Raw genomic sequence first — 26,491 nt, 5'->3', positions numbered from 1 at the left:
TCGAAGGAAGAATCGAGAGCGGGAGCGAATTCGTTTCCTTCGCTCATAGAACCGTGACCGAGGTGAGCCCGTGACTCCAGCTCAGCACGTCTGGTACGCCGCGTACGGCTCCAATATGCATGCCGCGCGCTTCGACTTCTACCGCTGCGGCGGCACGCCACCGCAGACCGCGCACACCTATCCGGGGTTCCGCGATCCCACTCCACCGGCGGCCGTCACCGCCCTCACGCTGCGTGGCAGCCTGTATTTTGCCTGGCAGAGCCCGGTGTGGACCGGGGGCGTCGCCTTCTACGCCGACCGGCCCGCCGAGGAGCGGCCGACCGCGGCGCGGGGATACCTGCTCACCGTCGACCAGTTCGCCGATCTCCAAGCTCAGGAGATGTACCGCGAGCCCGGCGCCGACTTCGACCTGGCGCGGGTGCTCGCCGACGGCGCGGTGCGTCTCGGGCCGGGTCGCTACGAAACCGTGCTGCACGCGGGCACGAGGGACGGTGTGCCCATTCTTACCTTCACCGCGCCGTGGGATCCGGAAACTGTTGCACCGCAACGACCGTCGGCCCGGTACCTCGCCATGATCGGCGCGGGACTGCGCGAGTCACACGGTTGGGACACCGATCGCATCGTGGAGTATCTGCGAGTGTGCCCGGGGGTTGCCGGGCGGTGGCGCGATGACGATTTGCGGGTCCTACTCAGCGGCTGACGAGGGCATTCCGCCGCGCGAGCAGCAAGAGGACAATCGAATCGGGGAGGCCGACCGTGCGGGAGCGGGTGCATGGAGTGGTTCACGGCACCGGAGTACTGGCAGGGCAGGCTGATCTTCCAGCGTGGCCTGGCGGTGGTCTACGCGCTCGCGTTCCTCGCCGCCGCGCTGCAATTTCGCGCACTGCTCGGCGAGCGGGGGATGCTGCCCGTGCCGCGCTACCTGGCTCGGACCCCGTTTCGCCGGTCACCGAGCCTGTTCCACCTGCACTACTCCGATCGGTTCTATGCCGCCCTGGCCTGGTCGGGAGCGGTGTTGGCGGTGGCTCTCGCGCTGGGGGCCGCGGATCTGGTGCCGCTGTGGGCGTCGATGGCGCTGTGGTTCGCGCTGTGGGCGCTGTATCTGTCGATCGTCAATGTCGGGCAGGCCTGGTACTCGTTCGGCTGGGAAACACTGCTGCTCGAGGCAGGTTTTCTGGCGATCTTCCTCGGCAATGACACCGTCGCGCCGCCGCTGCTTGTGCTGTTGGCCGCGCGCTGGCTGCTGTTCCGGGTGGAGTTCGGGGCCGGGCTGATCAAGATGCGCGGCGATCGGTGCTGGCGTGACCTGACCTGCCTGTACTACCACCACGAGACCCAGCCGATGCCCGGCCCGCTGAGCTGGTTCTTCCACCACCTGCCCCGGCCGCTGCACCGGGTGGAGGTCGCGGCCAATCATGTCGCCCAGCTGATCGTGCCCTTCGGGCTGTTCGCGCCGCAGCCGGTGGCGAGCGTCGCGGCGGGCATCATCATCGTCACGCAGTTGTGGCTGGTGCTCTCGGGCAACTTCGCCTGGCTGAACTGGGTGCCCCTGCTCCTGGCGACGACCGCTGTCAGCGCGTACCCGGTGCTGCCGGACGCGCCGGCGGTGGCCGAGCCGCCCCGATGGTTCCTCGGCGCTGTCATCGCTTTCGTCACGATGGTCGTCGTGCTGAGTTTCTGGCCGGTGCGCAACCTGCTGTCCGCACGGCAGGCGATGAATGCCTCTTTCGAACCGTTGCACCTGGTCAACACCTATGGCGCGTTCGGCAGTATCACCCGGGTGCGTCAGGAGATCGTGTTGGAGGGCACCGACGCCACCCATCTGGAGCCGGACACGGTGTGGCGCGAATACGAGTTCAAGGGCAAACCGGGGGCCCCACGGTTTCGCCCGCGCCAGTGGGCGCCGTATCACCTGCGGCTGGACTGGCTGATGTGGTTCGCCGCGCTGTCCCCGTCCTATGCGCGATCGTGGGCGCTGCCGCTGGTCACCCGGCTGCTCGACAACGACCCCGACACCCTGCGCCTGCTGCGGCACTGCCCGTTCCCCGACGCACCGCCGCGCTACCTGCGCGCCCGGCTGTACGAGTACCACTTCAGTACGCCCGCCGAACTGTTCCGCGAGCGGATCTGGTGGCGCCGAACACTGATCGGCGAGTTCCTGCCGCCGCTGAATCGCGAGCGCCTCGAACGACGCCGACAATGAGAAAAGCCCGGCACAATGGCCGGGCTTTTCGTTGAGCGGATGACGAGATTCGAACTCGCGACCCTCACCTTGGCAAGGTGATGCGCTACCACTGCGCCACATCCGCGTGCCTTCCGAACCCGATCCGGCGACCGCCGGTGACTTCGTCGTGCGAAAAGGAACTCTAGCGCGAAACTCCCGAACTACGAAATCCGGGCTCACCCCTGGGCTGCGACCGCGGTGAGATGCGGGCGTCGGCGCGCGTCGTTAAGCGGGCGACAAGATTGTGTAAGTGGTTGCGGGAGAGAATTTTTCATAACGCGGCATCGGTCGCAGGAGCTACGGGAGGAACTTCGTGAAGACCCTGGGGATGATTGCGGCGGGCGTTGCGGTGACGGCGGCGGCCGTGTTGGGGGCCGGGCCCGCGCACGCCGATTTCACCGACCCGGTGGAGTACACCGACAGTGGGGAGAACGTGGAAGACGATGGTTTCGGGGAGTACGCGGTCAGCCGTACCGAACCGGGGTCGTGTCTGGTGGTGCAGAACCACACGGGCGGGCGGGTGACGGTGCGGTTGAACTACCCGACCAGCGGCGGAAAGTGGCAGTTCGACCACGACCAGGTCGGTGTGCTGACGCGCAACGGCAAGCTGGTGACCTCGCCGTCCGGGAATTGGAATGTGCGCACGAACCCGCCGATCAGGTTCAACTGGGTCTACGACGGCAATATGAACGCCCGCAGGGGTTGCAACGGGTCGTGGGTGCTGACGATGAACTGAGCCGACGGGTCCGGTGCGCCGCCACGCGCCGGACCCGTCCGCCTGGTCAGCGGGGCGCTGTCGCGGCGCCGTCGACGAAGGCGGCGCGGTGGTCGGCGGCCCAGGTGGCGTAGCTGCGGGGTGGGCGGCCGAGGACGCGTTCGACGTCGTCGGTGATCAGTTCGTTGTGGCCGCCGCGGATGAAGGCTTGGCCGGTCAGTGCGCCGTCCACGAAGGCGGGCGGCAGGCCCGCGTCGACCATGAAGGTACGGGCGTCGGCTTCGGCGATATCGGTGACGGCGATCGGGCGGTCGATGATCTCGGCGAGGACGGTGGCCTGGTCGCGGCCGGTTTGCAGGGCGGGGCCGGTCAGGGTGTAGGTGCGGCCGTGGTGGTCGTTGGAGCGCAGCGCCGCGACGGCGACCGCCGAGACATCGCGCGGGTCGACCACGGCCTGTCTGCCCTCGCCGGTGAGGTTCGGGACGGGGTGACCGCTGCTGAGCGGTTCGATCCAGCTGAACGTATTCGAGGCGAAAGTGTTGGGGCGCAGGATCGTCCACTCCAGGCCCGAGTCGCGCACGGCCTGCTCCCCCGGCACATGCCAGGAGCCCGGCACACCCAACCGAGGATCGCCGGTGCCGACGGCGGACAGCTTCACCACGCGCCGCACACCGGCCTCGCACGCGGCAGCCACCAACGCGGCATCGGTGCCGGTGTCGTCCGGGCCGGGGATCCCGACGAGAAACGCGGCCTCGATACCCCGCATGGCGGGCCCGAACGTTGTCGGGTCGCGGTAGTCGACCCGAACCACCTCGACCCCGGCGGGGAACTCGGTCCGCTTCGGGTCGCGGGTCGCCGCCCGGACGGGGACGCCCTCGGCAACCAACTGTCGAACGATGTCGCTTCCGATGGTGCCTGTCGCACCGGTGATCAGGATCATGGAATGAGCATGGCCGCCGGGCTGCCTGCGGATATAGGAGAAATCGGCACGGACATCGCGGCTCGCGACGCCTACAGTCGATCAGGTGGAGTATCTGACCTCGGCGCACATCGAGACCCCCGTGACGACACCGGAATCGTTGCGCCCCTGGCTCACCGAACTCACCAGCACACCGGTGTTCGACGATCTCGCTCAGCCGTTCACGCATCCTCCCGCGGCGACCACCACGGTGGTGCTGCGCACCGAACAATCTGGCCGCAGTAGAGCATTCGTCGTCGGCGCGCAGACGAAGGCGTCCTACTCGCGACCCGATGAGCCAGCCGGTTGCGTGCGGCTGCGGCTGGAACCGGGTGTGACACGTCAGCTCCTCGGCGTCGCCGCCACGGAACTCACCGACCGGGTCCTTAGCCTCGACGAATTACCGGGTCCGCTAGGTGGTTTCGCGTCGGAACTGATAGAGCTGCCGACCGAGCAGGCGATCACCTACTTGGAAGAGCAACTGCCGCAGCATGTCTCGGAATCACCTACGGAACGCGCGCACCGGATCGTTCTTCGCGAGGCGATTTCCGCGCTCACCGCCGACAATGCCCCCGCACTTGCCGAACTCACCGCCCAGCTGGCCGTCAGCGAACGCCAGCTACGCAACCTGTTCACAGCGGGAATCGGCCTGTCCCCCAAGCATTTCGCCCGCATCCAACGCCTGCGCCGCGTGCTCGCCGTTGCGGGCAACACCCCGTGGTCGCACCTGGCCACGGACACCGGCTACTACGACCAATCCCACCTCACCGCCGACTTCCGCACCCTGATGGGCGTCCCACCCGCCGCCTACCTGCGCGGCAAGCTCCCCGCACCGACCCGCTGCCAGATGCCACGCTGAGTGGTTCGCGATCACGGCGTGGGAGTGCGCACCACGCGGATCGTCGGCGGATGCCGCAGGCTCTGGCCGACCACGCAGTAGCGCTCGGTGAGGTCGGCGAGCTTGCCCAGAGCAGTGTCGTCGACTGCCTCCGAGGTGGTGACGGAGATCGTCACGGCGATCGGCGAAACCCCGACTTCAGCCGTGCGATCGATGCCGAGGGTGCCGGTGGCGTCGAACGAGCCGGTCGCCTCGACATCGGCGCCGGTCAGCGGCAGGCCCATCGCGGTGGCGACGCTGCGGCAGGTCACCCCGGCGCAGGCCGCCACCGCTTCGAGCAGCATGTCGCCCGAGCAGGCATCGGTGTCGTCACCGCCGGTGGCGCGGTGCAGGCCCGCGCGGACCGGGCCGGCGAAGGTTCGCACCGTGCAGGTGATGCCGGGGTCGGTGAACGCGCCCGCACCGCGCAGCGCGGTGACCGCGGCGGCCGGGTCGTCCCGGTAGCGCTGTTTCACCGGAGCTTGCAGGGCCTTCAACTCCGCCGCGGTGGTCATCTATCGAGCGTATGCCCGCGCGAGGGCGAACGTCAGCCTTCGGTCTCCTGCGTCTTCTCGGCCTTGCGGGCGAAACGTTCGGCCGCTTCGGCGTCGTCGAGCGCGGTGGCCTCTTCGAGGGTCGGGGCACTGCCGCCGAGCCGCTTCGGGACCCAGTAGGCGCCGGGCTCGTGTTCGTAGGATTCCTGCAGTTCGGCGAGCATTTCCTGCATGGTGGAGCGGAGTTGCGCGGTGAGGTCGGCGACGGGTTCGTAGGGCTGGATGGGGGCGCCGACGGCGATCGAGATGGGGGTGTTGGTGCGGCCGAGACGCTTCGGGAAGCCCTTGGTCCACACGCGCTGAGCGCCCCAGATGGTGATCGGGATGATCGGCACCTCGGCTTCCAGCGCCATGCGGGCCGCGCCGGACTTGAATTCCTTGATCTCGAAGCTACGGCTGATCGTGGCCTCGGGGTAGACGCCGACGAGCTCGCCGTCGCGCAGGTACTGCACCGCCGACTGGTAGGAGTCGGCGCCCGCGGTGCGGTCGACCGGAATGTGCTTGAGGGTGCGCATGATCGGGCCGGAGATGCTGTTGTCGAACACCTCCTGCTTGGCCATGAACCTGATGTAGCGACGAGGGGTGCGCACGGGCAGACCCGCGTAGGTGAAGTCCATGTAGCCGGTGTGGTTGACCGCAAGCACGGCGCCGCCGGTTGCGGGGATGTTCTCCGCTCCCTTGACGGTGAACTTCAGACCTTCGAGGAAGAATAGTGTTCGGGCCACGCCGATGATCGAGAAGTAGAGGGGTTCCACAATTAGGCAAGCGTAGTCGCAGATCTCCTCGTCGGCAGGGGTGCATTCGGTGGGCCCGGTCACCGTAGAATCGCGGCGTTCGCCCGCGCAGCCAATCCGCTTCGCGCACACCGGTCTACACCCGGCGAGTCCGCTCGCCCCGACAGTCACCGCCCGCATCGCACGCGGGTGCCACGGCTTAGGAATTGAGGAACGTCGAAGTGGAACGCGCTCAGTCGACCCCGATCGCTACGACTCGCCGCGCCTACGCGCTGGTCGCCGGACTCGCCGTCGCGGCCCTGGTCACCGGGTGCGACTCGGTGTCGGGCATCCCGGGCGATCCGGTCGAGGAAACCACTACCGCGTCCACCACGTCAGCCGCGCCGACGACTACGGCGACCCAGGCCATCGCACCCGGCGAACCGGCGCCGAACAGTCCACTCCCCCCCGATGCACCGCAGGTCGGCACCGTCGCAGGCCATGCCGATGCCGTCACCGCCGTGCGCCGCTGGGCGGCCGACCTACAAAACGGCACGGTGAAGGAGCTCCAGGACAACTGCTGGACCATTCCCCCTGCCACCGTCGCCGAGATGTACGCCGACCCGCAGTCGGTGCTGGCCGCCCTCGCCGCACCGGGCGCCGCGACCGCCGACACCGTGACCTGGCGTAACCGAACCACCACCGTCACCGTCGACCGTGAATCCGTCGCGTCCGGCTATGCCTGCGGCAGGGTGTCCGCGGCGGGCGTCGAGCCCGGTTACGACGATGCCGACGCGCGCCACACCGTTCGCCGCTACCTCGCTCGCGCCACCGGCAAACCACTCGATGCGGCCGACATCGAAGCAGACCATCCACTGACCTGCAAGGCCTCTCCCGCCAATTGGGATCCCGAGGGCACCGGCAACCCCACAGCAGCCCCCCTGACAGGCGACTCGGGCAAAGTAGGCAATGTCACCTCCTTCACCGGTGAGGAGCTACGATCCGACCAGGTTCGTGGCGACTACCTGGCAGTTCACGTCCCTGTGACCACCTCTCCCGGGGGCACGCGGACACGCACTTTCACCGTTGTCGCGACCGCTGAGGGCTATTGCATCGGTGACGTAACGATTTAGCCACTACCCTGGTTGGCTGGTACGCCGAAGCAGTCAGGGGGCCTGAGGCGGTAGCTCGCCATAGATCCGGCGAATCAGATCCTGGTAGGAGGAAACAGCTCGTGCAGATCACCAGCGTCGGACACGCCGGCTTCCATATCCGAACCGAGGCCGGGACGATCCTGTGCGATCCCTGGGTCAACCCCGCGTACTTCGCGTCGTGGTTCCCGTTCCCGGACAACTCTCAGCTCGACTGGGAGTCCCTCGGCGATGTCGACTATCTCTACGTCTCGCACCTGCACCGCGACCACTTCGACGCCGCGCACCTGGCGAAGTACGTCAACAAGGACGCGACGATCCTGCTGCCCGACTACCCGGTGCTCGACCTGCGCCGTGAGCTCGAGGCGCTCGGGTTCACCAAGTTCTTCGAGACCGAGGACTCGGTCAAGCACACGATCACCGGGCCGAAGGGCTCCGTCGACATCATGATCGTGGCGTTGCGCGCGCCCGCCGACGGCCCGATCGGTGACTCCGGCATTCTCATTTCCGACGGTGAGACGACCTGTTTCAACATGAACGACGCCCGTCCGGTGGATATGGACGTCATCCACGACGCGTTCGGCGAGATCGACATCCACCTGCTGCAGTACTCGGGCGCGATCTGGTACCCGGCGGTGTACGACATCCCGGCGCGGACCAAGGCCAACTTCGGCAAGCAGAAGCGTCAGCGCGGGATGGATCGCGCGCGCTCCTACATCGAGCAGGTCGGCGCGACCTGGGTGGTGCCGTCGGCAGGTCCGCCGGTGTTCCTCGACTCCGAGCTGCGCTATCTCAACGACGATCGCGGCGACGAAGGCAACATCTTCCCTGATCAGATCGTGTTCCTCGATCAGATGAGCATCCACGGCAACCCCGGCGGGATCCTGATGATCCCCGGTTCGGTCGCCGATGTGCGTGGCAAGGAACTCGACCTCGCGCACCCGTTCGACCCGGATCGGATCTACGGCGACAAGGCCGCCTACATCGAGGAGATGGCGCAGCGTTTCGCGCCGGTGCTGGCCGCGGAGAAGGCGACGTGGGAGACCGGCGAGGGTTCGCTGCTCGAGCCGCTGCGTGAGCTGTTCGAACCGATCATGAAGCAGAGCGCGCTGATCAGCGACGGCATCGGCTACCCCGTCGGCCTGGTGGTCGGCGAGGAGACCATCGTTCTGGACTTCCCGCACCGCACCGTGCGCGCGCCGCTGGAAGGCGAAGGCCGCTACCGCTACGGCTTCCGTATCGCCCCGGAACTGGTGCGCACCGTGCTGCGCGACAACGAGCCGGACTGGGTGAACACGATCTTCCTGTCCACCCGCTTCCAGGCGTGGCGCATCGGCGGCTACAACGAGTTCCTCTACACCTTCTTCAAGTGCCTCACCGACGAGCGGATCGCCTACGCCGACGGCTGGTTCTCCGAGGCACACGACGACTCCGCCGTCACCGAACTCGAGGGCTGGGAAGTCCAGCGCCGCTGCCCCCACCTCAAGGCCGACCTCTCCAAATTCGGTGTGGTGGAAGGCAACAACCTCACCTGCAACCTGCACGGCTGGCAGTGGGACCTGGAGTCGGGCCGCTGCAAGACCTCCAAGGGCCACGAACTGCGCTCGCGCAAGCTCTGAAACCTTGAACCGGGGACGGCGACCGAGGTAGCTTGAGTTCGGGGACAGAACACGATGAAGGGCACAGTCGATGCCGATATTCATGGTGGAGCGGCACTTCGCCGAACAGCTGGAGGTCGCCCCGGAGACGGCCGCGGAGATCAACCGGATCAATGACGAGGCCGGGGTGCGCTGGCTCAGCTCCTTCCTGTCCTCGGACAAACGCAAGACGTTCTGTCTCTACGAGGCGGACAACGTCGACGCGATCCGCGCCGCGGCGGTTCGCGCGGGAATCCCCGCCGACGCGATCATGGAACTGTCCGGCACGATCACGCCGGACGGCACCTTCGCCTCGATGTAGTTAGAGCAGCCCGTGCTCGGTGGCGAAGATCGCGGCCCTGGTGCGATTGGGTGCCGCGGTCTTGATCAGAATGCTGCGCACGTGGTTGGCGGCGGTATTGGCGCTGATGAACAGCCGTTCGCCGATCTCCCGGTTGGACAGGCCGTCGGCGACGAGGCGAAGTACGTCGACCTCGCGATCGGTCAGTCCGTTCGGCAACGGCACGTGGTCGGTATGCGGCGCCGGGTCGGCGTCGAGGTCTCGCAGGATGCGGCGGTGACCGATCCGCCGTGCCAACGCGCGCGCCTCGGTGGCGAGGTCGGCCGCGGAAGGGCCTGCCACGGCGTCGGGGGTACGGAGACGGTGCCTACTCCAGGCCGCCAGCGTTTCGGTCTGGTGGGTCACCGCGCCCATCCGCCGGTCCATGGCCAGGGCACGCTCGAAGTTCTGGTCGGCGGTCTGCGCGCCGAGCACGGAGTCGAGCTCGGCGAGATAGCGATCCGCGCTGCCGAACACCGCGACGCTCGCGCCCGCCATCAGGTTGGCCCCGGCGTATTCGGCCAGCAACGGTCGCAACGTCACCGCCGCCACGGTGTCGTCGAGCCGGACCGCCGCCTCGGTCGCGAAAGCCAGTACCGCGGCCCATTGCGCGCCGGAACGGTAATCGTCGAGCCGGGCGCACAGGTGGGTCAGCAGGCGGGCGGCGGGCGGCCACATCTCCAGCTCGGTGTACAGGGCGAGCAGGCCCGGCAACCAGTGGTCGTCGAAGCTCTCTGCGCCGGTGATGAGCGGGCGGACCTGTTCCAGGCCACCGGTGACCCGCCGGAGCATGAATTGCTGTACGCCCCAGGAGCCTTCGGTGGCGCCGCCGAACTCGTGGGTGAACTGGTCGTCGAGCCATTCGATGATGCGCTCGGTGCCCGCGAAGTCGCCGACCGCGTACCGGTGCGCGCAGCGGGAGCACCCGGCGACATAGCGGAAGAACGGCTGCCCGCGAGCGAGCGCCAGCTCGGTCAGATCACGCTGGGCGCTGCTCCAGGCGGGCTCGTCACCGAGCAGGTAGGCGAATAACGCCCGGTGGAAGGCGGCGGGACCGCGGTGGTCGTCGTCGCCGAGGCGCGCGCCGATCTCGTTGAGCTCGACTGCTCTGGCCAGCAGCTCAGGCGCCAAGTCGGGGCGCAAGCCCTGCCACAATGTCGTACTCAACGCGTGCGCGAGCAGTTCCTCGTCGCCGAGAGCCCTGGCGCGCGTCAGTGCGTCCTCGCCGATCTGTCGAGCCTGCCGGGAATCGCCGGTGAACGCGGCGGCCCGCCCCATACTCGCGCCGGCGCGCACCGACAGCGGATCGTCGTGATCCAGGTCGGCGGCGGCGAGCGCCTCGCGCAGCAGTGCCAGCGAACGCTGACCATTCGCGGAGGGTCGCCACGACGCGTCCTCGTGCCCGATGGCGGCCGTCAGCCGGACGCGGGGGTCCTCGTCGGCGGAAAGATCTTCGTAAAGCCTTCTAGCCGTGGAGAAGTCACCGCCGTGCATGTGGCAACGCGCTGCCGCCGAAAGGAGCTCGACCCGCGTCGGGCCCTGCGCGACCCGCACCTGCGCCGCGCGCTCGTAGAGCACCGCGGCCTCGCGGTGGGCGATACCCCGCTCGGCCTGGTGGGCGGCGAGCACGAGATAGTGCACCGCTTTGTCCGCGTAACCGCCGGCGCGAGCCCGAAAATAATGGTGCGCGAGCGCGACGACTAGTGCTGGATCCCGCGCTTCGATCGCCCGCGCGACCCCGGCGTGCGCCGCCGCGAGATTGCTCGACGACATTCGGTCGAGCACGGCCTGGCGAGCCAGGGCATGCGCGAAGCGGTACTCACCGTCGGCGGCGTCCGCGACGAGGAGTCCGGCGCGCACGCCGAAGTCGATCCCCGCGAGGACCTCGGTCGGGCCGAGCACGTCGGCCACGAGCGCGGGATCTACAGCGTCGCCCGCCACCGCGGCCAGCTCGATCACTCGCGCGTGGTCGACATCGACCACCGCGAGCCTGCGGGCGAGCGCGTCCTGGACCGAGCGCGGCGCGGCGACGCCGGAACGAACCGCGGCAAGGCCGCCGCGATTCGCCAGGTCGTGCCAATATTCCTGAAGGAAGAACGGATTCCCGCCGGTGTGATCGCGCAGCACCGGCGCGGCCGATCTCGCCGAGCCGGGCGACACCCCGGCCGCTCGGACGAGGTATTCGGCCACGTCCTCGGTACTCAGGCCGACCAGGTCCATCCGGGCGACGCCGTCGAGGCGGTGCAGATCGGCGAGGGCGAAGCTGACCGCGTCGGTGAGATCAGGGGCGGTGGTCCGGCGGGTGGCCAGCACCAGTAGTCGCTCGCCTGCCGTCGACTCGACCAGATGGGTGAGCATCGCCAGGGTCGGTTCCTGGGCCCAGTGCAGATCCTCGAGGACCAGCACCAGCGGGCGTCGCTCGACGGTCGCCAGCAATACCCGCAACACGGCGTCGAACAGGGCGGGCCGCGAGTCCGGCCCGCCGGGAATCGGTTCCGCGGTCGGCCAGTACCGCGACACGCTCGCGGTGAGGCGTCGCAGCGGGGCCGCCGCCGTGGGCGCGATGTCGGTCAACACCTCCGGCGGCAACTGCTCGAGTGCTTGTTCGAGGATCCCAACGAAGGGCCGGTAGGCGATGTCGAGATCTTCGCGGCACGCGCCCCACAGCACCGTGGCGTGGGGACGCAGCGCGGCGGCGGCCTCGGCGACCAATCTGGTCTTGCCGACGCCGGGCTCCCCACCCACGAAGACGACCTGGCGCCGGTCGCTCTCGACGGCCGCCCAGACGGCTTCGAGCCGCTCGACTTCGGCACGCCGACCGACGAAGTCGGTGCCGCTGCTCGGCGAAGCCGATTCCGTCACTTGTCGACCATAGCCGGATTCTATGACCAGCGAATAGTCCGATCTGACCCCCTCACCATCGTGCCGATTCGGTCAGATCAGGTCAGGTGCACGCACCCGGTTCTTCGTACCGTCAGAAGAACCACAGCGCCCGCCGCGAAGGAGCACACCATGGCAACGCCGATCGAGGATCTGCCCATCGAAGTCGCCCAGGGCGAGATGGAAACCCGGTATATCGAGTTGGGTGACATGGCTGTCCGGCACGCCCGGGTGCCTGCCGGGACCGACTTCGGTCCTGTGCTGCAGGGCCTGCCCGATGACCGTTGTCCCTCACCGCACTGGGGAATCGTGCTCGAGGGGTCGCTGCGGCTGGAGCACGCCGACGGCACGGTGGAGACCGCGAGCGCGGGCGAGGTCTACTACTGGCCTGCCGGGCACACCGCGACCTCGGCCGACGGAGCCGTTTTCCTCGAGGTCGGCCCCGTGGCGCCGATGCGCCAGTTCCACGATCACGCACTGCGCTTGTTCAGCTGACCGATCCGACCCGTCCAGGGAGCGACAATGAACGGCACACCAGTACTGACCATGCTCGAAGCGGTCCGCGGCGAGGTGATCACCGCACAGTCGCCCGTCTACGACGAGGCTCGCTCGGTGTACAACGCGATGATCGACCGCCGACCCCTCGCGATCGTCCGCGCGGTCGACGTCACCGACGTGCGCGTCACCGTCGATGCCGCCCGCGAGGGCGGACTCGACCTCGCCATCCGTGCGGGCGCCCACAGCGTGCCGGGGTTCGGCACCGTCGATGACGGCATCGTCTTGGACCTCAGCGCGATGAAGGGCATCCGCATCGACCCGGAGCAGCGGACGGCCCGCGTACAGGGCGGCTGCGACTGGGGTGACTTCGACCATGCCGCGCACTCCTTCGGGCTCGCCACCACCGGCGGCATCATCTCGACCACCGGAGTCACCGGCCTGACCCTCGGCGGCGGCATCGGCTACCTCGCCCGCGCCTACGGGTTGTCCATCGACAACCTCCGGTCCGCCGATGTGGTGCTGGCCGACGGATCCTTCGTGACCGCGAACGCGACCGAACACCCCGATCTGTACTGGGCGCTGCGCGGCGGCGGCGGCAACTTCGGTGTGGTCACCGAAATGGAGTTCGCCCTGCACCCGGTGGACACGATCTACGGCGGGCCCATGTTCTTCGAGCTCGACGTCGCCGAAGAACTGTTGCGGACCTACCGCGACTGGATCGCCGCGGCACCACGCGCGATGGGCGCCTTTCCCGGCTTCCAGATCGCGCCGCCGCTGCCGTTCATCCCCCCGGAACGCGTCGGCGAGCCGTTCATACTCCTGGTGTCCTGCTTCAACGGCACCGACCAAGACGCCGAAGCGCTGCTCGCGGACTTGCGGGCGGTCGCGACACCGGTGGCCGAGCACGTCGGCAGAATGCCCTACCCGGCCCTCAACAGCGCCTTCGACGGGCTGTTGCCCCCGGGCCTCCAGCACTACTGGAAAGCGGCGTTCCAACCCGAACTCACCGACGGCGCCCTCGCCGCCCACCTCGAGTTCGGCCCGCGCGTGCCCGCGGTGCAGTCCACCATGCACCTCTACCCGATCGACGGCGCCGTGCAGGATGTCGCGGTGGACGACACCGCGTTCGCGTACCGCACCGCGAATTTCGCCCCCGTGATCGCCGGTATGTGGCCGGATCCGGTCGACAACGAAGCCAACATCAAGTGGGTGCGCGACTACCACTCCGCGCTCGAGCCGCACACCGCCGACGGCGGCTACATCAACTTCATGGCCTCCGACGACCAGGGCCGCATCCGCGCCAACTACGGCCCCAACTTCGACCGTCTGGCCACCATCAAGAAGACCTACGACCCGACCAACCTGTTCCACCTGAACCAGAACATCGCACCGGCGCAGTAGCCGCCGGATGCCTGCGAAACATCAAGGGGCGGTGCCGGTGATCAAGAAGTGAGATCGGCGGGTTCCGCTACGTGGCGGGCGTATTCGAGGATGCGCAGGGTTTCCACGGCGTCGCGGGGGTCGACCGGTACCGGAGCTCCGTCGAGCAGGGCGGCGGCCATTCCCGCGTAGAAGGCGGGGTAGTCGCCGGGGAGAGTGGGGATCGGGCGCAGCTCCTCGCCCGCGCCGAAGGTGCCCCACTTTTCGGGCGCGACTGTGCCCCAGGGTTTTCCGTCGTCCGGGCGGCGGCCTGCGCGTAGTTCGTCTTCCTGGGGGTCGAGGCCGGACACGGTGTAGCCGTTGGCGGATCCGAGCACGCGCAGACGCGGACCCAGTTGCGGCGCAACGGCACTCATCCACAATTGCGACCGGGTGCCGTTGGCGTGGGTGAGAGCGATGAAGGCGTCGTCGTCGGCTTTGACATCAGGGCGGCGGCGATCGAGTTCGGCGTAGACCTCGGTGACCGGGCCGAACAGCGTCAGAGCTTGGTCGACCAGGTGACTGCCGAGATCGAACAGGATGCCCGCGCCGTCCTCGGCATCGCCGACTTCGCGCCAACCCCCCTTGGGAACCGGCCGCCACCGTTCGAACCTGGACTCGAACCGGCGGACCTCACCCAGCTCACCGGCATCCATCAGCGCACGCACAGTCAGAAAATCGTTGTCCCAGCGACGATTCTGAAAAACACTCAACGGCAGGTCGGCCCGCGCCGCAGCCTCGACCACTTCCTCGGCATCGGCCGCCGTCACCGCGAACGGCTTGTCCACCACCACCGGCAACCCGGCGGCCAGCGCCTGCAACGCCAGCGGCGCGTGCGAGCGATTCGGCGTGGCGATCACCGCGAGATCGACATCCTCGTCCTCGACGAACATCTCCTGCGCCGACTTCCACACCCGCACTCCCGGATGCTCGGCCCGCGCCTGTGCGGCCCGTTCCTCCGATGAGGTCACCACCGCGGCCACTCGCATCCGCGGATCGGCGGCGATGAGCGGCGCGTGGAACACCGACCCGGCCAGGCCGTATCCGACTACCGCTACTCCGAGCTGGTCCATGGCTGCCCTTTCGTGGTGGTCTGCGGAATCGCGTACTCACCGTAGCCGGGCCCGACTCAGCGCTCGGGCAGTTTCCCGACCGCCTGTCGTAGGAGGGACGAGGCGATCGCGCACATCTCGTCGCGGATTTCCTCGTTTCCGTGTACCGAGACCTCGATGGTCTCCTTGCCGGCATCCGGCATCAGGAACGCGCGGGAGCAGATGGCCTTCGAACCGCCCTTGCCGAGATGCATCTGGACCCCGTCGACCGTGACGATCTCCAGGTCCTTGCCCGTAGTGCTCGTACTGGTGCCGACAAGCTCCAGGGTGACTCGCACGCGCGCGTCCCACTGGCAGGTGTGCGCGTCGGCGATCGTGGGCTCGGGTGGCAGGACGCCGATCTTCTCGGCGACGGCGTCGCGGTCGAGTAGGACGCACGGTTCCAGCAGGGCCAGCGAGGACTCCCTGCCCTCGGCGCGCGGCGCGGTCGTCAGGGAACGGGCGAGGTTGGCCGCGATGTAGTCGATACCCGCGCATTCCTTCACCCCGGACGGATTGCTGAGGACGATGACGATGCCGGATTCGCGCTCGGCGCCTGGGCTCGCGATGGCCCGCGTACAGCCCGCCGAGCTGCCGTCGATAATCGGAACCCCTTCTACCACTGTCTTATTGGGTGTCAGGTATTGGTCCTCCTTCCCCAGATGCAGGTAGAAGGCGTAGCGGTTGGAACTGGCGGTACACCCCCAGCTCGGGGACAGACTCAGCTCCCAGGTATCCGCGGGCAGTGGTGTCGGCGCGACCGGCACCGAGTGGCCGAGGGCCGAGGCCAGCCAGGGGCAGGCATCGATCTGTCGCAACTGCGCCGAGGTCAGCCCGGTCACCGGTCCCGGCTCGCTTTCTTCGCGTGTCGCGAGGTACGTGATCCCGACGAGCGCTACCAGCAGTGCTGCCAGTCCACCTGCCAGGCCGCTCCGGGCCCTCGGGTTCGCCGTACTCCAACGAAGACGCCCGGATTCCAGTGCCCGCCTGCCGTATTCGACGCTTGCACGACCCGACTCGGCCATGACCACCGAAAAGGGCCGTCCAGGTGCGGGTTCCGGTGCGGAGATCGCGGGCAAAGCGGCGAGCAGCGCCGAGATCTCGTGCTGCTGGCGCCCGATGTCATCGATTACGGGGGCGGGCCACGGTGGCGGGCCGCTCGGCTGGGCACCGAGATAGTCCAGGATCTGCCCCGGAGTGGGGCGGGCCGCCGGATCCTTGCGCAGGCACGCGGCAAGCATCTCGAACAGCGGCTCTGGCACCCGGCTCAGATCGGGTTCGCGCTGGGCGATGTTGAACAGCGTGTACGGCACCGATGGTGCCGCGAACGGTGCGACGCCGGAGGCGGCGAAAGCGAGGACAGAACCGAGGGAGAACACGTCCGAAGCCGGCGTCAGCTCATACCCGAGCGACTGTTCCGGTGACAGGAAGTCCGGCGTGCCCATGGCCGTCGCGGTGGCGGTTCCGGCGGCCGGGGTGATACCGACTTCACCGAGACGGCCACTGTCCCGAGCCAGCAGCACCGTGTCGGCACGGATCCGCTGATGCACGAGGCCTGCGGCATGCACGGTCCGCAGCGCCGAGGCCAAGGCGGCGGCCAGGGCGCGAACGGCAGGCACAGGCAGTGGCCCGTGTTCGGCTACAGCGGTGTCGAGGCCGACACCTGGAACGAATGCCGATGCCAACCATGGCTTCTCAGCATCGGCGTCGACGTCGATCACCGTGGTGTTGGCGGATCCGGTGACACGCATCGCGGCAATCGCGCTGTGCCGCATCCTGATCCGGAACTCGGGCTCGTCGAGGAGTTCGGGTAGCGCCTGTCGCACGACGACCAACGAGTCGTCGGGGCCGGTGGCGAGTACGGACCGGAATCCGGCTGCGGACTCGAGTGTGCCGAGCACTCGGTAGCGGCCGATGGTGGGTGGATCGCTGGGACCGGGCGGATGGATCGTCATGATGGGGGCAACTTCTCGAGTACGGGTTCGAACAAATCGGCGACGGTCTCGCAGTTACCGTCGGCCTGCGGGGTGTTCGGGTAGTACGAGGCCCGCAGTTGCTCGGCCTGATCGTCCTTGGTCGGCATCACCATGAGGATAAAAGTGCAGTAAGTGGGACCGCTGCCGTCGAGATAGACCGTGTGCTCCCCGATCGTGCGTGTCGGACGGGCCTTTCGGCTCGTGACATTGTCCGGCCGGATGGTCTCGGCGACGTCGACTGTGAAAAGGCCGTTGGCACCGGTCATCGTGCAGCCGTGGGGAGTCGATGAGCGCACGAGGTCACCGAGCGACGAACGAGTTGCCGCGAGGTCGATCAGCGAGCACGGGTCGAGCGACAGCAGCGAGCCCTGCGGGTAGGTCCGCAGCGGCGGATTGACCGACAGCCGCCGGACCACCGCCGCGAGTGCGCGTTCGGACTCCGGGCAGAGGTCCCCTGCGGGCGGAAAGGTGCTCGCACTCATCTTCAGCACCATCGGCAAACCGCTCTGCGTCACCACCATCCGGTCACAGGAGGCGGACTCCTTGTATCGTCCGAACACCGGCATCCAATTGATGGTGCTACCCATCGGCTGTTTGTCGTCACGCACGTCGGCGACACTCTCGCCGGTACTCAGGCTGAAAGACATCTTGCGGCCGGCCTGATCGCTATATCCGACCATGCAACCACCGACGCTGTCCGAGACGACTTCACTTGTCGCCCTACCGAGTTCACCGAGCACCGACGGATCGAGCAGCGCGCAGATGTCGAGACGGCGGGATTCGTCGTGGGTCAGTGCCAGGGGCGGATCGTCCATCGCCACCGCGTTGCCCTCGACGCCGACGCCCCAGAACGCGATAGCGGACAACACCAGTGCCGACACCGCCGCGGCGACGGGAACCAGTCGCGACCACTTCGGCTTCGGCTGTTCGGGCGCGATCGACGCTGCGGCAGAAGCGGTTCCGTCAGCCCAGCGACCCGCCTCGGCCTGGCAGTCGGCGATGCGTCTGCGGATCCGGACCGGCCAGACGGGTTCGGCGTCGATCCGGCTCGCCGCGTCGAGCAACTGGTCGGGGGTCGGTCGCGCCGATGGGTCCTTGGCGAGGCAGGCATCGACCAGCGCGCGGATCGGCTCCGGAATCCCGGTGGTGTCCGGGGAGCTGTAGAGCACGTTGTAGAGGACCTGCGGGGTGGATGCCGCGTCGAACGGGCTCGCACCGGTGGCCGCCATCGCGAGGACCGCACCGACTGCGAAGACATCGGAAGCCGATGTGAGCGACCGACACTCGGCCTGCTCGGGTGACATATACGCGGGCGAGCCGATCACCGCGCCGGTGGCGGTGAGGTTGATGTCGTCCTCGAGTGCCCTGGCGATGCCGAAGTCGATCACGCGTGGACCGTCGTTGGTGAGCAGGATGTTGCTCGGCTTGAGGTCGCGGTGCACCAGGCCGGTGCGGTGGATCTCGAGCAGCGCCATCGCCAAGCCGGTGGCCAGGAGTTTCAGCCCGTTCAGGTTGAGGCGGCCGAACTCGCCGATCATGTCCTGCAAGCCGGGACCCGCGATGTATTCCGAGGCCAGCCATGGCGTTTCGGAGTCGGCGTCGTGGTCGACCACGCCGGCGGTATAGGCGCCGGTGACCTGCTGTGACGCCAGCACCTCCCGCCGGAACCTGGCGCGGAACTCCGGATTGCCGGTGAACTGGCGGTGGATCTGCTTCACCGCGACCAACCGGCCGTCCTGGCCCTGGCCGAGCAGCACCTGGCCCATGCCACCCCGGCCGATCACGGCAAGCAGGCGATAGCGGCCCAGCTGTTCGGGATCCTGCGAACCCAGCGGTTTCATCGCCGCGCCTCCTGTGTTCACCACGACCCGCTCAGAAGCGCGTGCTGCGCGACCGCCTGCTGTCGAATATCGGTTTCCTGGTTGCTGTAGAGGCGGACCACGAACTCGTTGTGGCGCACCAGGCAGGAGAACCGCCGGGCGGCAACCGACCTGTTGTCCGCCCTCGCCGCGCGGTAGCAGGAAGCACCCGAGAGTCCCGGCGGACCTGTCATCTGGGTGTAATCGGCAGCCAGCGAACGCTTTTCCTCGAGGTCGGCGTAGGTCTTCGCGGCTTCGCTGTCACGCGCGCGATACAGGAACTTGTTGTACGACACCGCGATTGCGTCGATCGAGCTCTGTTCGAACTCACCCAGGACGACCGACGGATCGTCGCGCAGCAGGGCGTACGACCGAGGTCCGTAGACCATGAAATCCCACTTGTCGGGCCAGTAGTCGCCGGTCTTCACCAGATGGGTGAGCAACTTGTCGCTGTCGAGTTTCAGCCTCGGCACGTCGGCGGCGGGCGTCGGCACGAAGGTGCCGAGCTCGGCCAGCTGTGCGCGGTAAGTCCGAGTGAGCAGATCGGTCAGCAGGTCGGGGCTCGGCTCGATGATCTTGGCGTAGAACCTGATCACCAGGTTCTTCCACACCAGCCAGCTCCCGACCGTGGGCACTCCGGGTCGCCAATGTGACAGTGCGGCAGGATATTCCGGGAGAGCTAGTGGAGCGTTCTCAGTGTTCGCGGTGAAATCCGCGGCAGCCATCGCCTGTGCGGCCGCCGTCGCCTGTGCCTCGTCGGGCAAGGACATGATCGCGATCGACAGCAGCTTGTGCTTCGATTCGTTGTCCGACTGGCCGTTGCTCGCGATCGCGCCGTAGCCGGCCAGCACCTCGAACGGCTCGAGCGCGGTCCGCTGTACGCCCGAGAGCAGATCGTCGACGCCGTGTACGCCGACGATCAGCCCGCCGCCGTCGCCGTTGGTCAATTCCGGGTCGACGCGATCGGCGAGCAGCAACCGCTCTCCGATGCGCACGGATTCCACCAGCGTTCCGCGCACCGTGTTCGGCGTGTCGTCGTAGTCGCCCGCCACCGGTTCGAGGGCATAGTCACCATGATCGGGTGCGGCGTTGTCACCGCATGCCGCAGTGAGCAGGGTGAGCGACAACAACGGCGCCAGCCAACGCAACCGATTACGCACGTACATTTCCCCTCCGACCGCAGCGTCGAACGCCAGGCCCCTCCCGAACTCTGTCGTGAAACTATCACCCGCAAGTTCGGCGCCGCTACCGCGCGGGCAACCGGCCGACCGCCTGCTTCACGAGCGGATCGGCGATCGCGCAGAGTTGCCCTTCGCGCAGGTTCGCATTGCTGACAGACACTTCGACATCCTCGCGAAAGGTCTCGCCGACCTTGCGGAACTGATACACCCGGCGGCATTCGTTCAACCCCAGCATCACGCTGCCGAGATCCTCGACCAGCACACCGTCGCCGATATCGATCACCTTCTCCCCCATGGAGGTCGCTCGTCGCCGTGGCTGCGACAACGTGATCCGCACGGTGGAGTCACCCGACCACTCGCAGGAGTGCGCGGATTTCGCGACGATGGGGCCGAGGGCAGCGAAGGCCGAATTGTCTACCAGGGCACAGGGGTCCACCGATGACAGCGATTTCTGTGCGGCGGTGTCGGGACGCAGTTCGCCGAGCGAGGCGGTGAGCCGCTCGAGGACGTGGTCGGCAAGGCGGCATTCGCCGCGCGAGAAGGTGTCGACGATGATTCCCCAGCGCGCGGCCTGCTCGCCGCCCTCGACAGCGAACACGCAGTCGTCGCCGCGGCGGGCAATCGAGTAGCCGTTGACCACCTGCTTGCCGGATTCGAATCCGTTCAGCGCGGCACCGATCTCGACGGCCATGCGCGCGCCACCCGAGTTGCCGTCACATCCCCAACTCGACGTCGCCTGCCAGCGCCAAGCCGAGACATCCGGCGATGCCTTCTCGGCGGCCTCGGTGGGCAGTCTCTCTCCGAGAGCCTGCGGTACCCAGGTGCACGCATCGGTGCCACGCAGCTGGTCCAAGCCGGGGAGAGTCGCGGTCGGTATCGCCTGTGGCGTGTCCTGAGGTGTTGCCTCGGACCCGCCGCCGCGCAGGACAACCGTGGTGATCGCTCCAGCGATCACCACCGCGGTGGCCGCGACGATTCCCAGCCGGAGTGCGGTCCGGCGCTTCTCGGCAGGAACCTCGACGGGCTGCGGTGCGATCGGCGTGTGCACCGGAATGATCTGCGTCGCCTCGGGATCCGAGGTCAGCGCGACCAGTTTCTGTGTCTGGGCTGCGATTTCGGCATGGACAGGCGCGGGCCACGGCTGCGATTGAACGGGCAGGACCCCCAGGTAGTCCAGGATCTGAGCGGGTGTCGGTCTGGCCCTATGGTCTTTGCCCAGACAGCCCGCGATCAGGTCGCGCAGCGGCGCGGGGACCTGGTCGAGTTGCGGCTCGCTGTGGACGATGTTGAACAAGGTGTAGGGAGCGGAGGACGCGGCGAACGGTGCCGTTCCGGTCGCAGCCATGCACAGCAGTGAGCCGAGCGAGAAGACATCGCTCGCGGAGGTGATCGGTTCGCTGTTCGCCTGTTCCGGTGACATGTACGCGGGCGAGCCGACCACGGCACCCACTTCGGTGAGCTGCGCACCGGTACCGACCGCCTGCGCGATGCCGAAGTCGATCACGCGCGGTCCGTCGGCGGCCAGAATCACGTTGGCGGGCTTGAGATCTCGATGCACAAGGCCCGTGCTGTGGATCGAGTGGAGTGCGGAGGCCATTCCGGAGGCCAGCGTCCGCAGCGCCGGGACCGGCAGGGGGCCGAGCTCTCGTACCGCTTTGTCCAGAGGCACACCCGCGATGAACACTGAAGCGAGCCAAGGCGTTTCGCTTGCCGTGTCGAAGTCGACCACCGCGGCGGTGAACGCTCCCGACACCCGGGCGGAGATGGCGACCTCACGCTCGAACCTGGCCCGGAATTCACGATCGTCGAGCAGATGCGAATGAATCTGTTTGATGGCGACGAATCGGCCGTCGGGCCCCGTCGCCAGCACTACCCGACCCATCCCGCCGGCACCGAGCACACCGTGCACCCGGTAGCGCCCGATCATCGGCGATTCACTCGTCGACAGCGGATCGATCAATTCGGTACTCCCCCAACTCCCTGTCCGCCACACCGGCAGACCGGCCGAATCACCCGGCCGCATTTCGCCTGAAACCTAGCATTTCGGCGTCTGGGTCAGCGACTGGTGCGGCTCGCCACTACCACCGCACCCAGCACGATCACACAGCTCACGACGGTGATTGGCGACAGTCTTCCGTCAGCCGCGTCGAGAACCATCGCGGCGACGAGTTGGCCTGCCACCGAGGTGAGACCGAGCAGGAGGACACCGATCATGCCCACCGTGACGGCAGCCAGAGCGATGAACGCGACGCCGATCAGGCCGCCGGTGTAGAGCCACAGGTCGGTGGGGAATTCGGTGGGCAGGCCGGTGGTGGACAGGATGTAGAGGTCGAGCAGGAGTAGGGCGGTCAGGCCGACTGCGAAGTTGATCAGGGTGGCGGTGAAGGGGCCGCCGGTGGCGCCTACTCGGCCGTTGACCGCCTGTTGCCAAGCTAGGCCGATACCCGCGAGGGCGGGAAGGACGATGAGCAGGGCGGGGATGTCGGGGACACCGGTGACGGCGGTGGTCGGGGCGGAACCGCCGCCGGCCGAGAGGACGACACCCGTGATGCCCAAGGCCGCCGCGAAGATTCGCCACGGGGTGATCGGGGTCCGGCCGTTCGGGGCCAGGCCGAGTCGGTCGACAACGAGGCTGCTCAGGAGTTGACCCGCGACCACCGCGACGGTGAAGGCGGTGACACCGATCGCGGCGATCGTGAGCCCCTGCGCGGCCACGAAGAACGCGCCACACAATCCGCCGAGCAACTGCCACAGCGGAAATCCGCCCTCCGACACCGCAGTACGCACCTTGGTGACACCCGCCCGCAACGCCGGGCTGAATGCGAAAGCGATCAGCAGAGCGATGAGGCCGGTGCCGAAGCTGATGGTGGCCGCCGCGATCCCATCGGCCAGCCGCGCGCCCAGCGCCCCATTGATCCGCCCCTGCACCGCGACACCCGCCCCGATAGCGAACCCGAAGATCAGCCCGAGGCTCATCCGCCTGCCCGCGACTCCTACGGGTCGTCCGGGGCCCTGACGGCTAGCGGTCGGCCTCACGTTATGCGCCTCGTCGGTGGGAGGTAGTTGGGGAGTTACCCATGTTCTCCCTCTTGATCCGGGGTTGCGTTCTCAGTCCTATCACGCGCAGCGACGTGACGCGGCGGCAGCCAGGTAGGCGTCAACGCGGCGGCGACCAAGATGACCAACCCGAGCAACGCGATAGTTGTCGACATCGCGAGCCACTGGGTCGCGACCGCGACGAACGCGAACACACCGAGCGCGACGATCTCCGACAGCAGCCCGGAGACCGAGGTGACGGTAGCCCTGGCTGGGCCTTCGATCGCATCCTGGAGCCGAGCACCCGCGATGACCTCGGCATTGAAGTCGATGCCGTAGGCGATGCCGATACCGACGAATCCCACCCAGACCAGCGCGGGGCCCTGCGCCACTCCGACTGCCGACGCGCCCGCGATGAACAGGATTCCGGCGACGAACAGCGCGATGGCCAACGTTCGATTCGACACGACCTCGGTGCGGCCCGCCAACAACGCACCTATCAACGAACCCGCGACGGTGACGCCGACCAGCAGTGCCGAGGTGCTGGTCGAAGCGCCGCCGGAGACCGCGAGTAGGCCGAAGTATTCGTCGAAGGCGGTGACGCCGTACAGGAGTGCGCCGAGCAGCACACCTCGACGGACCCTGCGGACGTGAAGTGCTTCGGAGAGGCCGGTTTCGAGCATGGCGAGATAGCGCGACGAGGTGGATCCGTGCGAATTCGACGGTGGTGCACCCGCCGAGGCCGCTCCCGGTTTGACGTGCGGGCCGACCGGTCCTGGGGCGGGCTCGTCGTCGAGATCATCGACGGCGGTCGCGGAGATGGCTACCGGCGCGCTGGGCAGCGCCAGCGCGGTCAGCGTGTGCAACAGACCGATGGCGACGCTGACCCAGCCGACCAGTTCATAGCCGCCGAAAGCGAACAGCGGTGCGGCGGCGAGGATCGCCACGAGCACGGTGCTCTCCTGCGCACCGCGCGCCCAGCCCATGATTCGCGCGTAGGCGGACGGTTCGCCACGCGCGACCAGATCGTCGTAGATCAACGCCTCGAAGGTCCCCGATTCCAACGCGCCCGAGATACCCCAGACGAGGAAGCCGAGCGCGAAGCCGACGAACGACGGTGCCAGCATCCAGAGGGCGAAACACGCGGCCTGCAACACACAGCTCAGGACGAGCAGCCGGCGGCGCGACACCGTATCGGCCCACGCACCCGAGGGCACCTCGAGCAGGAACGCGGTCACCGACCAGATCGCCAGCAGCAGCGAGATCTGTGCGGTACTCAGTCCGTGATCGGCGAAGAGAACGCCGTAGAGGGCATAGATCGGTAGCAGGTCACGCGTGCCCTTGAACAGGACCGCGCGCACCGTGAGGTCGCGGACACCGGTCGGATCACGCCTCAACCAGGCCACCGCGTGCCGGAGCGGGGAAGGTCAACAGCCGTAAAAGAGCATCCGCATGGGGTCTATCGTTCGCGTCACGACCGGCCGGGTCAAGCGATTATCCGAGCGGGATCCAGCCGTTGGCGGCGAGAGAATCGTCGTCGTCGTCGGTGGTGCTCACCAGGGGGCGACCGTCGTTGAGGTCGTTGATGAGTTCGGAGACCGGATGGGAGTCGCTGTAGTGGTAGCCCTGGGCGAGGGCGAAGCCGAGTTCGGTGAGGACGGCGGCCTGGTACTCGGTTTCCACGCCCTCGGCGATGACCTGCAGGTCGAGGGATTTGCTGAGGGCGGCGATCACGCTCAGCAGCGGCGGGGCGGGGGAATCGGAGCGGATGGCGGCGACGAAGGACTGGTCGACCTTGAGGATGTCGCTGGGGATGGTAGCCAGTCGGCTCAGCGAGGAGTACCCGGTGCCGAAATCGTCGATGGCGATGCGGACGCCACGGTCGCGCAGGGTGTGCAGGTTGGTGATCGCGGTCTGGGATTCGGCGGCCAGTTCGCTCTCGGTGACCTCGAGGACGAGTTGGTCGGCGGGCCAGCCGGTATCGGACAGGATGGTCGCGACCCGCTCGGCGTACTCGGTCTCGGCCAGTTCGAGGCCGGAGACATTCACGTTGAGGGTGAGGTTCAGCGAGGCGAAGCTCTCCTGGAGGCGGGCGGCGTCGGCGCAGGCGCGGCGAAGGACCAGCTCGTCGAGATCGGAGATGAGGTCGTATTCCTCGGCGACACGGATCAGGCCCTCGGTGGTGACCTCGGGTTGCGCGCTCGACGACCAGCGCAGCAGCGCCTCGACGCCGACCGCTTGGCCGCCGTCCTCGGTCAGGCTGACGATCGGCTGGTAGTGCACGTCGAGCGCCCCGCGGTCGATGGCCTCGCGCAGTTCCACCGCCAGCGGAAGCTGACGCGACGATTCGAGCACCGTGCGGTTGCGGCCCGCCTGCTTGGCCCGATACAGGCCGACATCGGCGCGGCTGACCAGCAGCGAACCGGACTCGCCCGGCTGCCAGGAGGTGACACCGGCCGAACAGCCCATGGTGACCGCGGCACGCAGTTGTTCGGTGAGCAGGATCGCGGCCTGCTCGGTGGTCCCCGGCAACAGCAGCGCGAACACGTCGCCGCCGAAACGGGCCAGCACCTGGCCGGGAGCGAGCAGGTCGAGCCAGGTATCGGCGACCCGCTGCAGGACGGCGTCGCCCGCGCGGTGGCCGAGATGGTCGTTGATCTTCTGGAATCGGTCGAGGTCGACCAGCACAAGGGCCATGCCCTGACCGCCGCGACTGGCCGCATCGATCGCCGGGTTGAGCTGCTTCTCGAAGCCGCGCCGGTTGAGCAGACCGGTGAGCACGTCGATATCGGCTTCCGACGCCATCCTGGTGAGGATGCCGACCACCACGCCCGCGCCGAAGGTGACGCCGGCGGGGATCAGCCCGGACCACCACGGCAACCCGCGCGCGGGCAACACCAGCAGGCACAGCACCATCGCGAAGCCGATGTGCGCGGCGGCCTGGGTCCAGGCGAAGAACAGCGCCGCGTCGCAGGCCACGAACACGAAGAACGAGGCCAGGGTGATGGCGCCGACCAGATTGGGGAAGTCGTAGACCGCGATCGCGACGAGCACGGTCGCGGTGGCGAGGTAGACGTGATGCAGGCCGTGTGGCATCCGAGGGCCCCACGCGAGCATCGTGAGCCCGAGCAGGACCGAGATGGCCGCTGCGGTACCCACAACAGCGCGATTACCGTCGTCGCCCGGTGCGACGGCAGTGATCATCAGGCCGAGGACACCACCGAGAACGTAGAACGCCCCCGTTGTCCTGGCCATGACCTTTGCTGTCGCCAACGCCGATGCCGCCCGCACCCGGGTTCGGGTATCGCCGCGCGCCCCGATTCCTCGCACGAGCACCAGCCTAGATGTTGATGGGTCAGGGTGTTTGCCACATCTACCAAAT

21 protein-coding genes and 1 tRNA gene are annotated in these 26,491 nt (G+C 67.8%); 9 read left to right on the top strand and 13 right to left on the bottom strand.

The window, feature by feature from the left end:
• The first annotated feature begins 70 nt into the window (after positions 1–70).
• Positions 71–700, top strand: a complete 630-nt coding sequence (locus tag IBJ82_RS08085; RefSeq protein ID WP_194825367.1) for a histone deacetylase — start codon at positions 71–73, stop codon at positions 698–700.
• 72 nt (positions 701–772) lie between these two features.
• Positions 773–2,203, top strand: coding sequence for a lipase maturation factor family protein (locus tag IBJ82_RS08080; RefSeq protein WP_194825366.1), 1,431 nt, complete (start codon positions 773–775; stop codon positions 2,201–2,203).
• Positions 2,204–2,237: 34 nt separating this feature from the next.
• Here IBJ82_RS08080 and IBJ82_RS08075 read toward each other — a convergent pair.
• Positions 2,238–2,309, bottom strand: a tRNA-Gly gene (locus IBJ82_RS08075).
• Positions 2,310–2,537: 228 nt separating this feature from the next.
• On the opposite strand from IBJ82_RS08075, the gene IBJ82_RS08070 reads away from it, so the two are divergent.
• Complete coding sequence (locus tag IBJ82_RS08070; protein ID WP_194825365.1) at positions 2,538–2,960, top strand: hypothetical protein; 423 nt, start codon at positions 2,538–2,540, stop codon at positions 2,958–2,960.
• 46 nt (positions 2,961–3,006) lie between these two features.
• Here the strand turns inward: IBJ82_RS08070 and IBJ82_RS08065 are convergent, their stop codons facing one another.
• Positions 3,007–3,879, bottom strand: a complete 873-nt coding sequence (locus IBJ82_RS08065) for an NAD(P)H-binding protein (RefSeq protein WP_194825364.1) — start codon at positions 3,877–3,879, stop codon at positions 3,007–3,009.
• Positions 3,880–3,964: 85 nt separating this feature from the next.
• Between IBJ82_RS08065 and IBJ82_RS08060 the strand changes: the two genes are divergently transcribed.
• Positions 3,965–4,756: a helix-turn-helix domain-containing protein gene (locus IBJ82_RS08060; RefSeq protein WP_194825363.1), complete on the top strand. Its 792-nt coding sequence runs from the start codon at positions 3,965–3,967 to the stop codon at positions 4,754–4,756.
• 11 nt (positions 4,757–4,767) lie between these two features.
• Here IBJ82_RS08060 and IBJ82_RS08055 read toward each other — a convergent pair whose 3' ends face one another.
• Together IBJ82_RS08055 and IBJ82_RS08050 are read right to left on the bottom strand one after the other, a co-directional pair.
• A complete protein-coding gene (locus IBJ82_RS08055; RefSeq protein ID WP_194825362.1) occupies positions 4,768–5,289 on the bottom strand; it encodes an OsmC family protein in 522 nt (173 codons plus the stop codon).
• 32 nt (positions 5,290–5,321) lie between these two features.
• A complete protein-coding gene (locus IBJ82_RS08050) occupies positions 5,322–6,083 on the bottom strand; it encodes a lysophospholipid acyltransferase family protein (protein WP_194825361.1) in 762 nt (253 codons plus the stop codon).
• Between the two features lie 200 nt (positions 6,084–6,283).
• On the opposite strand from IBJ82_RS08050, the gene IBJ82_RS08045 reads away from it, so the two are divergent.
• From IBJ82_RS08045 to IBJ82_RS08035, 3 genes are all read left to right on the top strand, one after another.
• Positions 6,284–7,174: a hypothetical protein gene (locus IBJ82_RS08045; RefSeq protein WP_370585218.1), complete on the top strand. Its 891-nt coding sequence runs from the start codon at positions 6,284–6,286 to the stop codon at positions 7,172–7,174.
• Positions 7,175–7,275: 101 nt separating this feature from the next.
• The gene (locus IBJ82_RS08040; protein WP_194825360.1) at positions 7,276–8,811 is read left to right on the top strand and encodes a Rieske 2Fe-2S domain-containing protein; all 1,536 of its coding nucleotides are present in this window, start codon (positions 7,276–7,278) and stop codon (positions 8,809–8,811) included.
• Positions 8,812–8,881: 70 nt separating this feature from the next.
• Entirely contained in the window at positions 8,882–9,151 is a 270-nt protein-coding gene (locus IBJ82_RS08035) for a DUF4242 domain-containing protein (RefSeq protein WP_056822409.1), read from the top strand.
• Here the strand turns inward: IBJ82_RS08035 and IBJ82_RS35190 are convergent, their stop codons facing one another.
• On the bottom strand, positions 9,152–12,031 hold the full coding sequence (locus tag IBJ82_RS35190) for a helix-turn-helix transcriptional regulator (RefSeq protein WP_194825359.1): 2,880 nt from the start codon (positions 12,029–12,031) through the stop codon (positions 9,152–9,154).
• 150 nt (positions 12,032–12,181) lie between these two features.
• On the opposite strand from IBJ82_RS35190, the gene IBJ82_RS08025 reads away from it, so the two are divergent.
• Both IBJ82_RS08025 and IBJ82_RS08020 read left to right on the top strand, forming a co-directional pair.
• Complete coding sequence (locus tag IBJ82_RS08025) at positions 12,182–12,544, top strand: hypothetical protein (RefSeq protein WP_194825358.1); 363 nt, start codon at positions 12,182–12,184, stop codon at positions 12,542–12,544.
• Positions 12,545–12,571: 27 nt separating this feature from the next.
• A complete protein-coding gene (locus IBJ82_RS08020; protein ID WP_194825357.1) occupies positions 12,572–13,948 on the top strand; it encodes an FAD-binding oxidoreductase in 1,377 nt (458 codons plus the stop codon).
• Between the two features lie 41 nt (positions 13,949–13,989).
• On the opposite strand, the gene IBJ82_RS08015 is transcribed toward IBJ82_RS08020, so the two are convergent.
• The 8 genes from IBJ82_RS08015 to IBJ82_RS07980 all read right to left on the bottom strand — a co-directional run bounded on the left by IBJ82_RS08015 (position 13,990) and on the right by IBJ82_RS07980 (position 26,439).
• Complete coding sequence (locus IBJ82_RS08015) at positions 13,990–15,039, bottom strand: Gfo/Idh/MocA family oxidoreductase (protein WP_194825356.1); 1,050 nt, start codon at positions 15,037–15,039, stop codon at positions 13,990–13,992.
• Positions 15,040–15,095: 56 nt separating this feature from the next.
• On the bottom strand, positions 15,096–17,012 hold the full coding sequence (locus tag IBJ82_RS08010) for a protein kinase (RefSeq protein WP_194825355.1): 1,917 nt from the start codon (positions 17,010–17,012) through the stop codon (positions 15,096–15,098).
• Complete coding sequence (locus IBJ82_RS08005; protein ID WP_194825354.1) at positions 17,009–18,874, bottom strand: serine/threonine-protein kinase; 1,866 nt, start codon at positions 18,872–18,874, stop codon at positions 17,009–17,011. The genes IBJ82_RS08010 and IBJ82_RS08005 overlap by 4 nt, the downstream gene beginning before the upstream one ends.
• A gap of 17 nt (positions 18,875–18,891) precedes the next feature.
• On the bottom strand, positions 18,892–20,058 hold the full coding sequence (locus IBJ82_RS08000; protein ID WP_194825353.1) for a hypothetical protein: 1,167 nt from the start codon (positions 20,056–20,058) through the stop codon (positions 18,892–18,894).
• 79 nt (positions 20,059–20,137) lie between these two features.
• Complete coding sequence (locus IBJ82_RS07995; RefSeq protein WP_194825352.1) at positions 20,138–22,096, bottom strand: serine/threonine-protein kinase; 1,959 nt, start codon at positions 22,094–22,096, stop codon at positions 20,138–20,140.
• A 32-nt stretch (positions 22,097–22,128) separates the two neighbouring features.
• Entirely contained in the window at positions 22,129–23,049 is a 921-nt protein-coding gene (locus tag IBJ82_RS07990) for a DMT family transporter (protein WP_194825351.1), read from the bottom strand.
• 95 nt (positions 23,050–23,144) lie between these two features.
• Positions 23,145–24,515 carry an MFS transporter gene (locus IBJ82_RS07985; RefSeq protein ID WP_194825350.1) on the bottom strand — a complete coding sequence of 457 codons (1,371 nt, stop codon included), beginning with the start codon at positions 24,513–24,515 and terminating at the stop codon, positions 23,145–23,147.
• An 88-nt stretch (positions 24,516–24,603) separates the two neighbouring features.
• On the bottom strand, positions 24,604–26,439 hold the full coding sequence (locus tag IBJ82_RS07980) for a putative bifunctional diguanylate cyclase/phosphodiesterase (RefSeq protein ID WP_370585217.1): 1,836 nt from the start codon (positions 26,437–26,439) through the stop codon (positions 24,604–24,606).
• Between the last annotated feature and the right edge of the window lie 52 nt (positions 26,440–26,491).

The sequence above is a fragment of the Nocardia sp. XZ_19_231 genome, assembly GCF_015355705.1.
Classification (GTDB): Bacteria; Actinomycetota; Actinomycetes; order Mycobacteriales; family Mycobacteriaceae; genus Nocardia; species Nocardia salmonicida.
The sequence above is the reverse complement of the archived record's forward strand: the minus strand, read 5'-3'. Positions and strand labels throughout refer to the sequence as shown.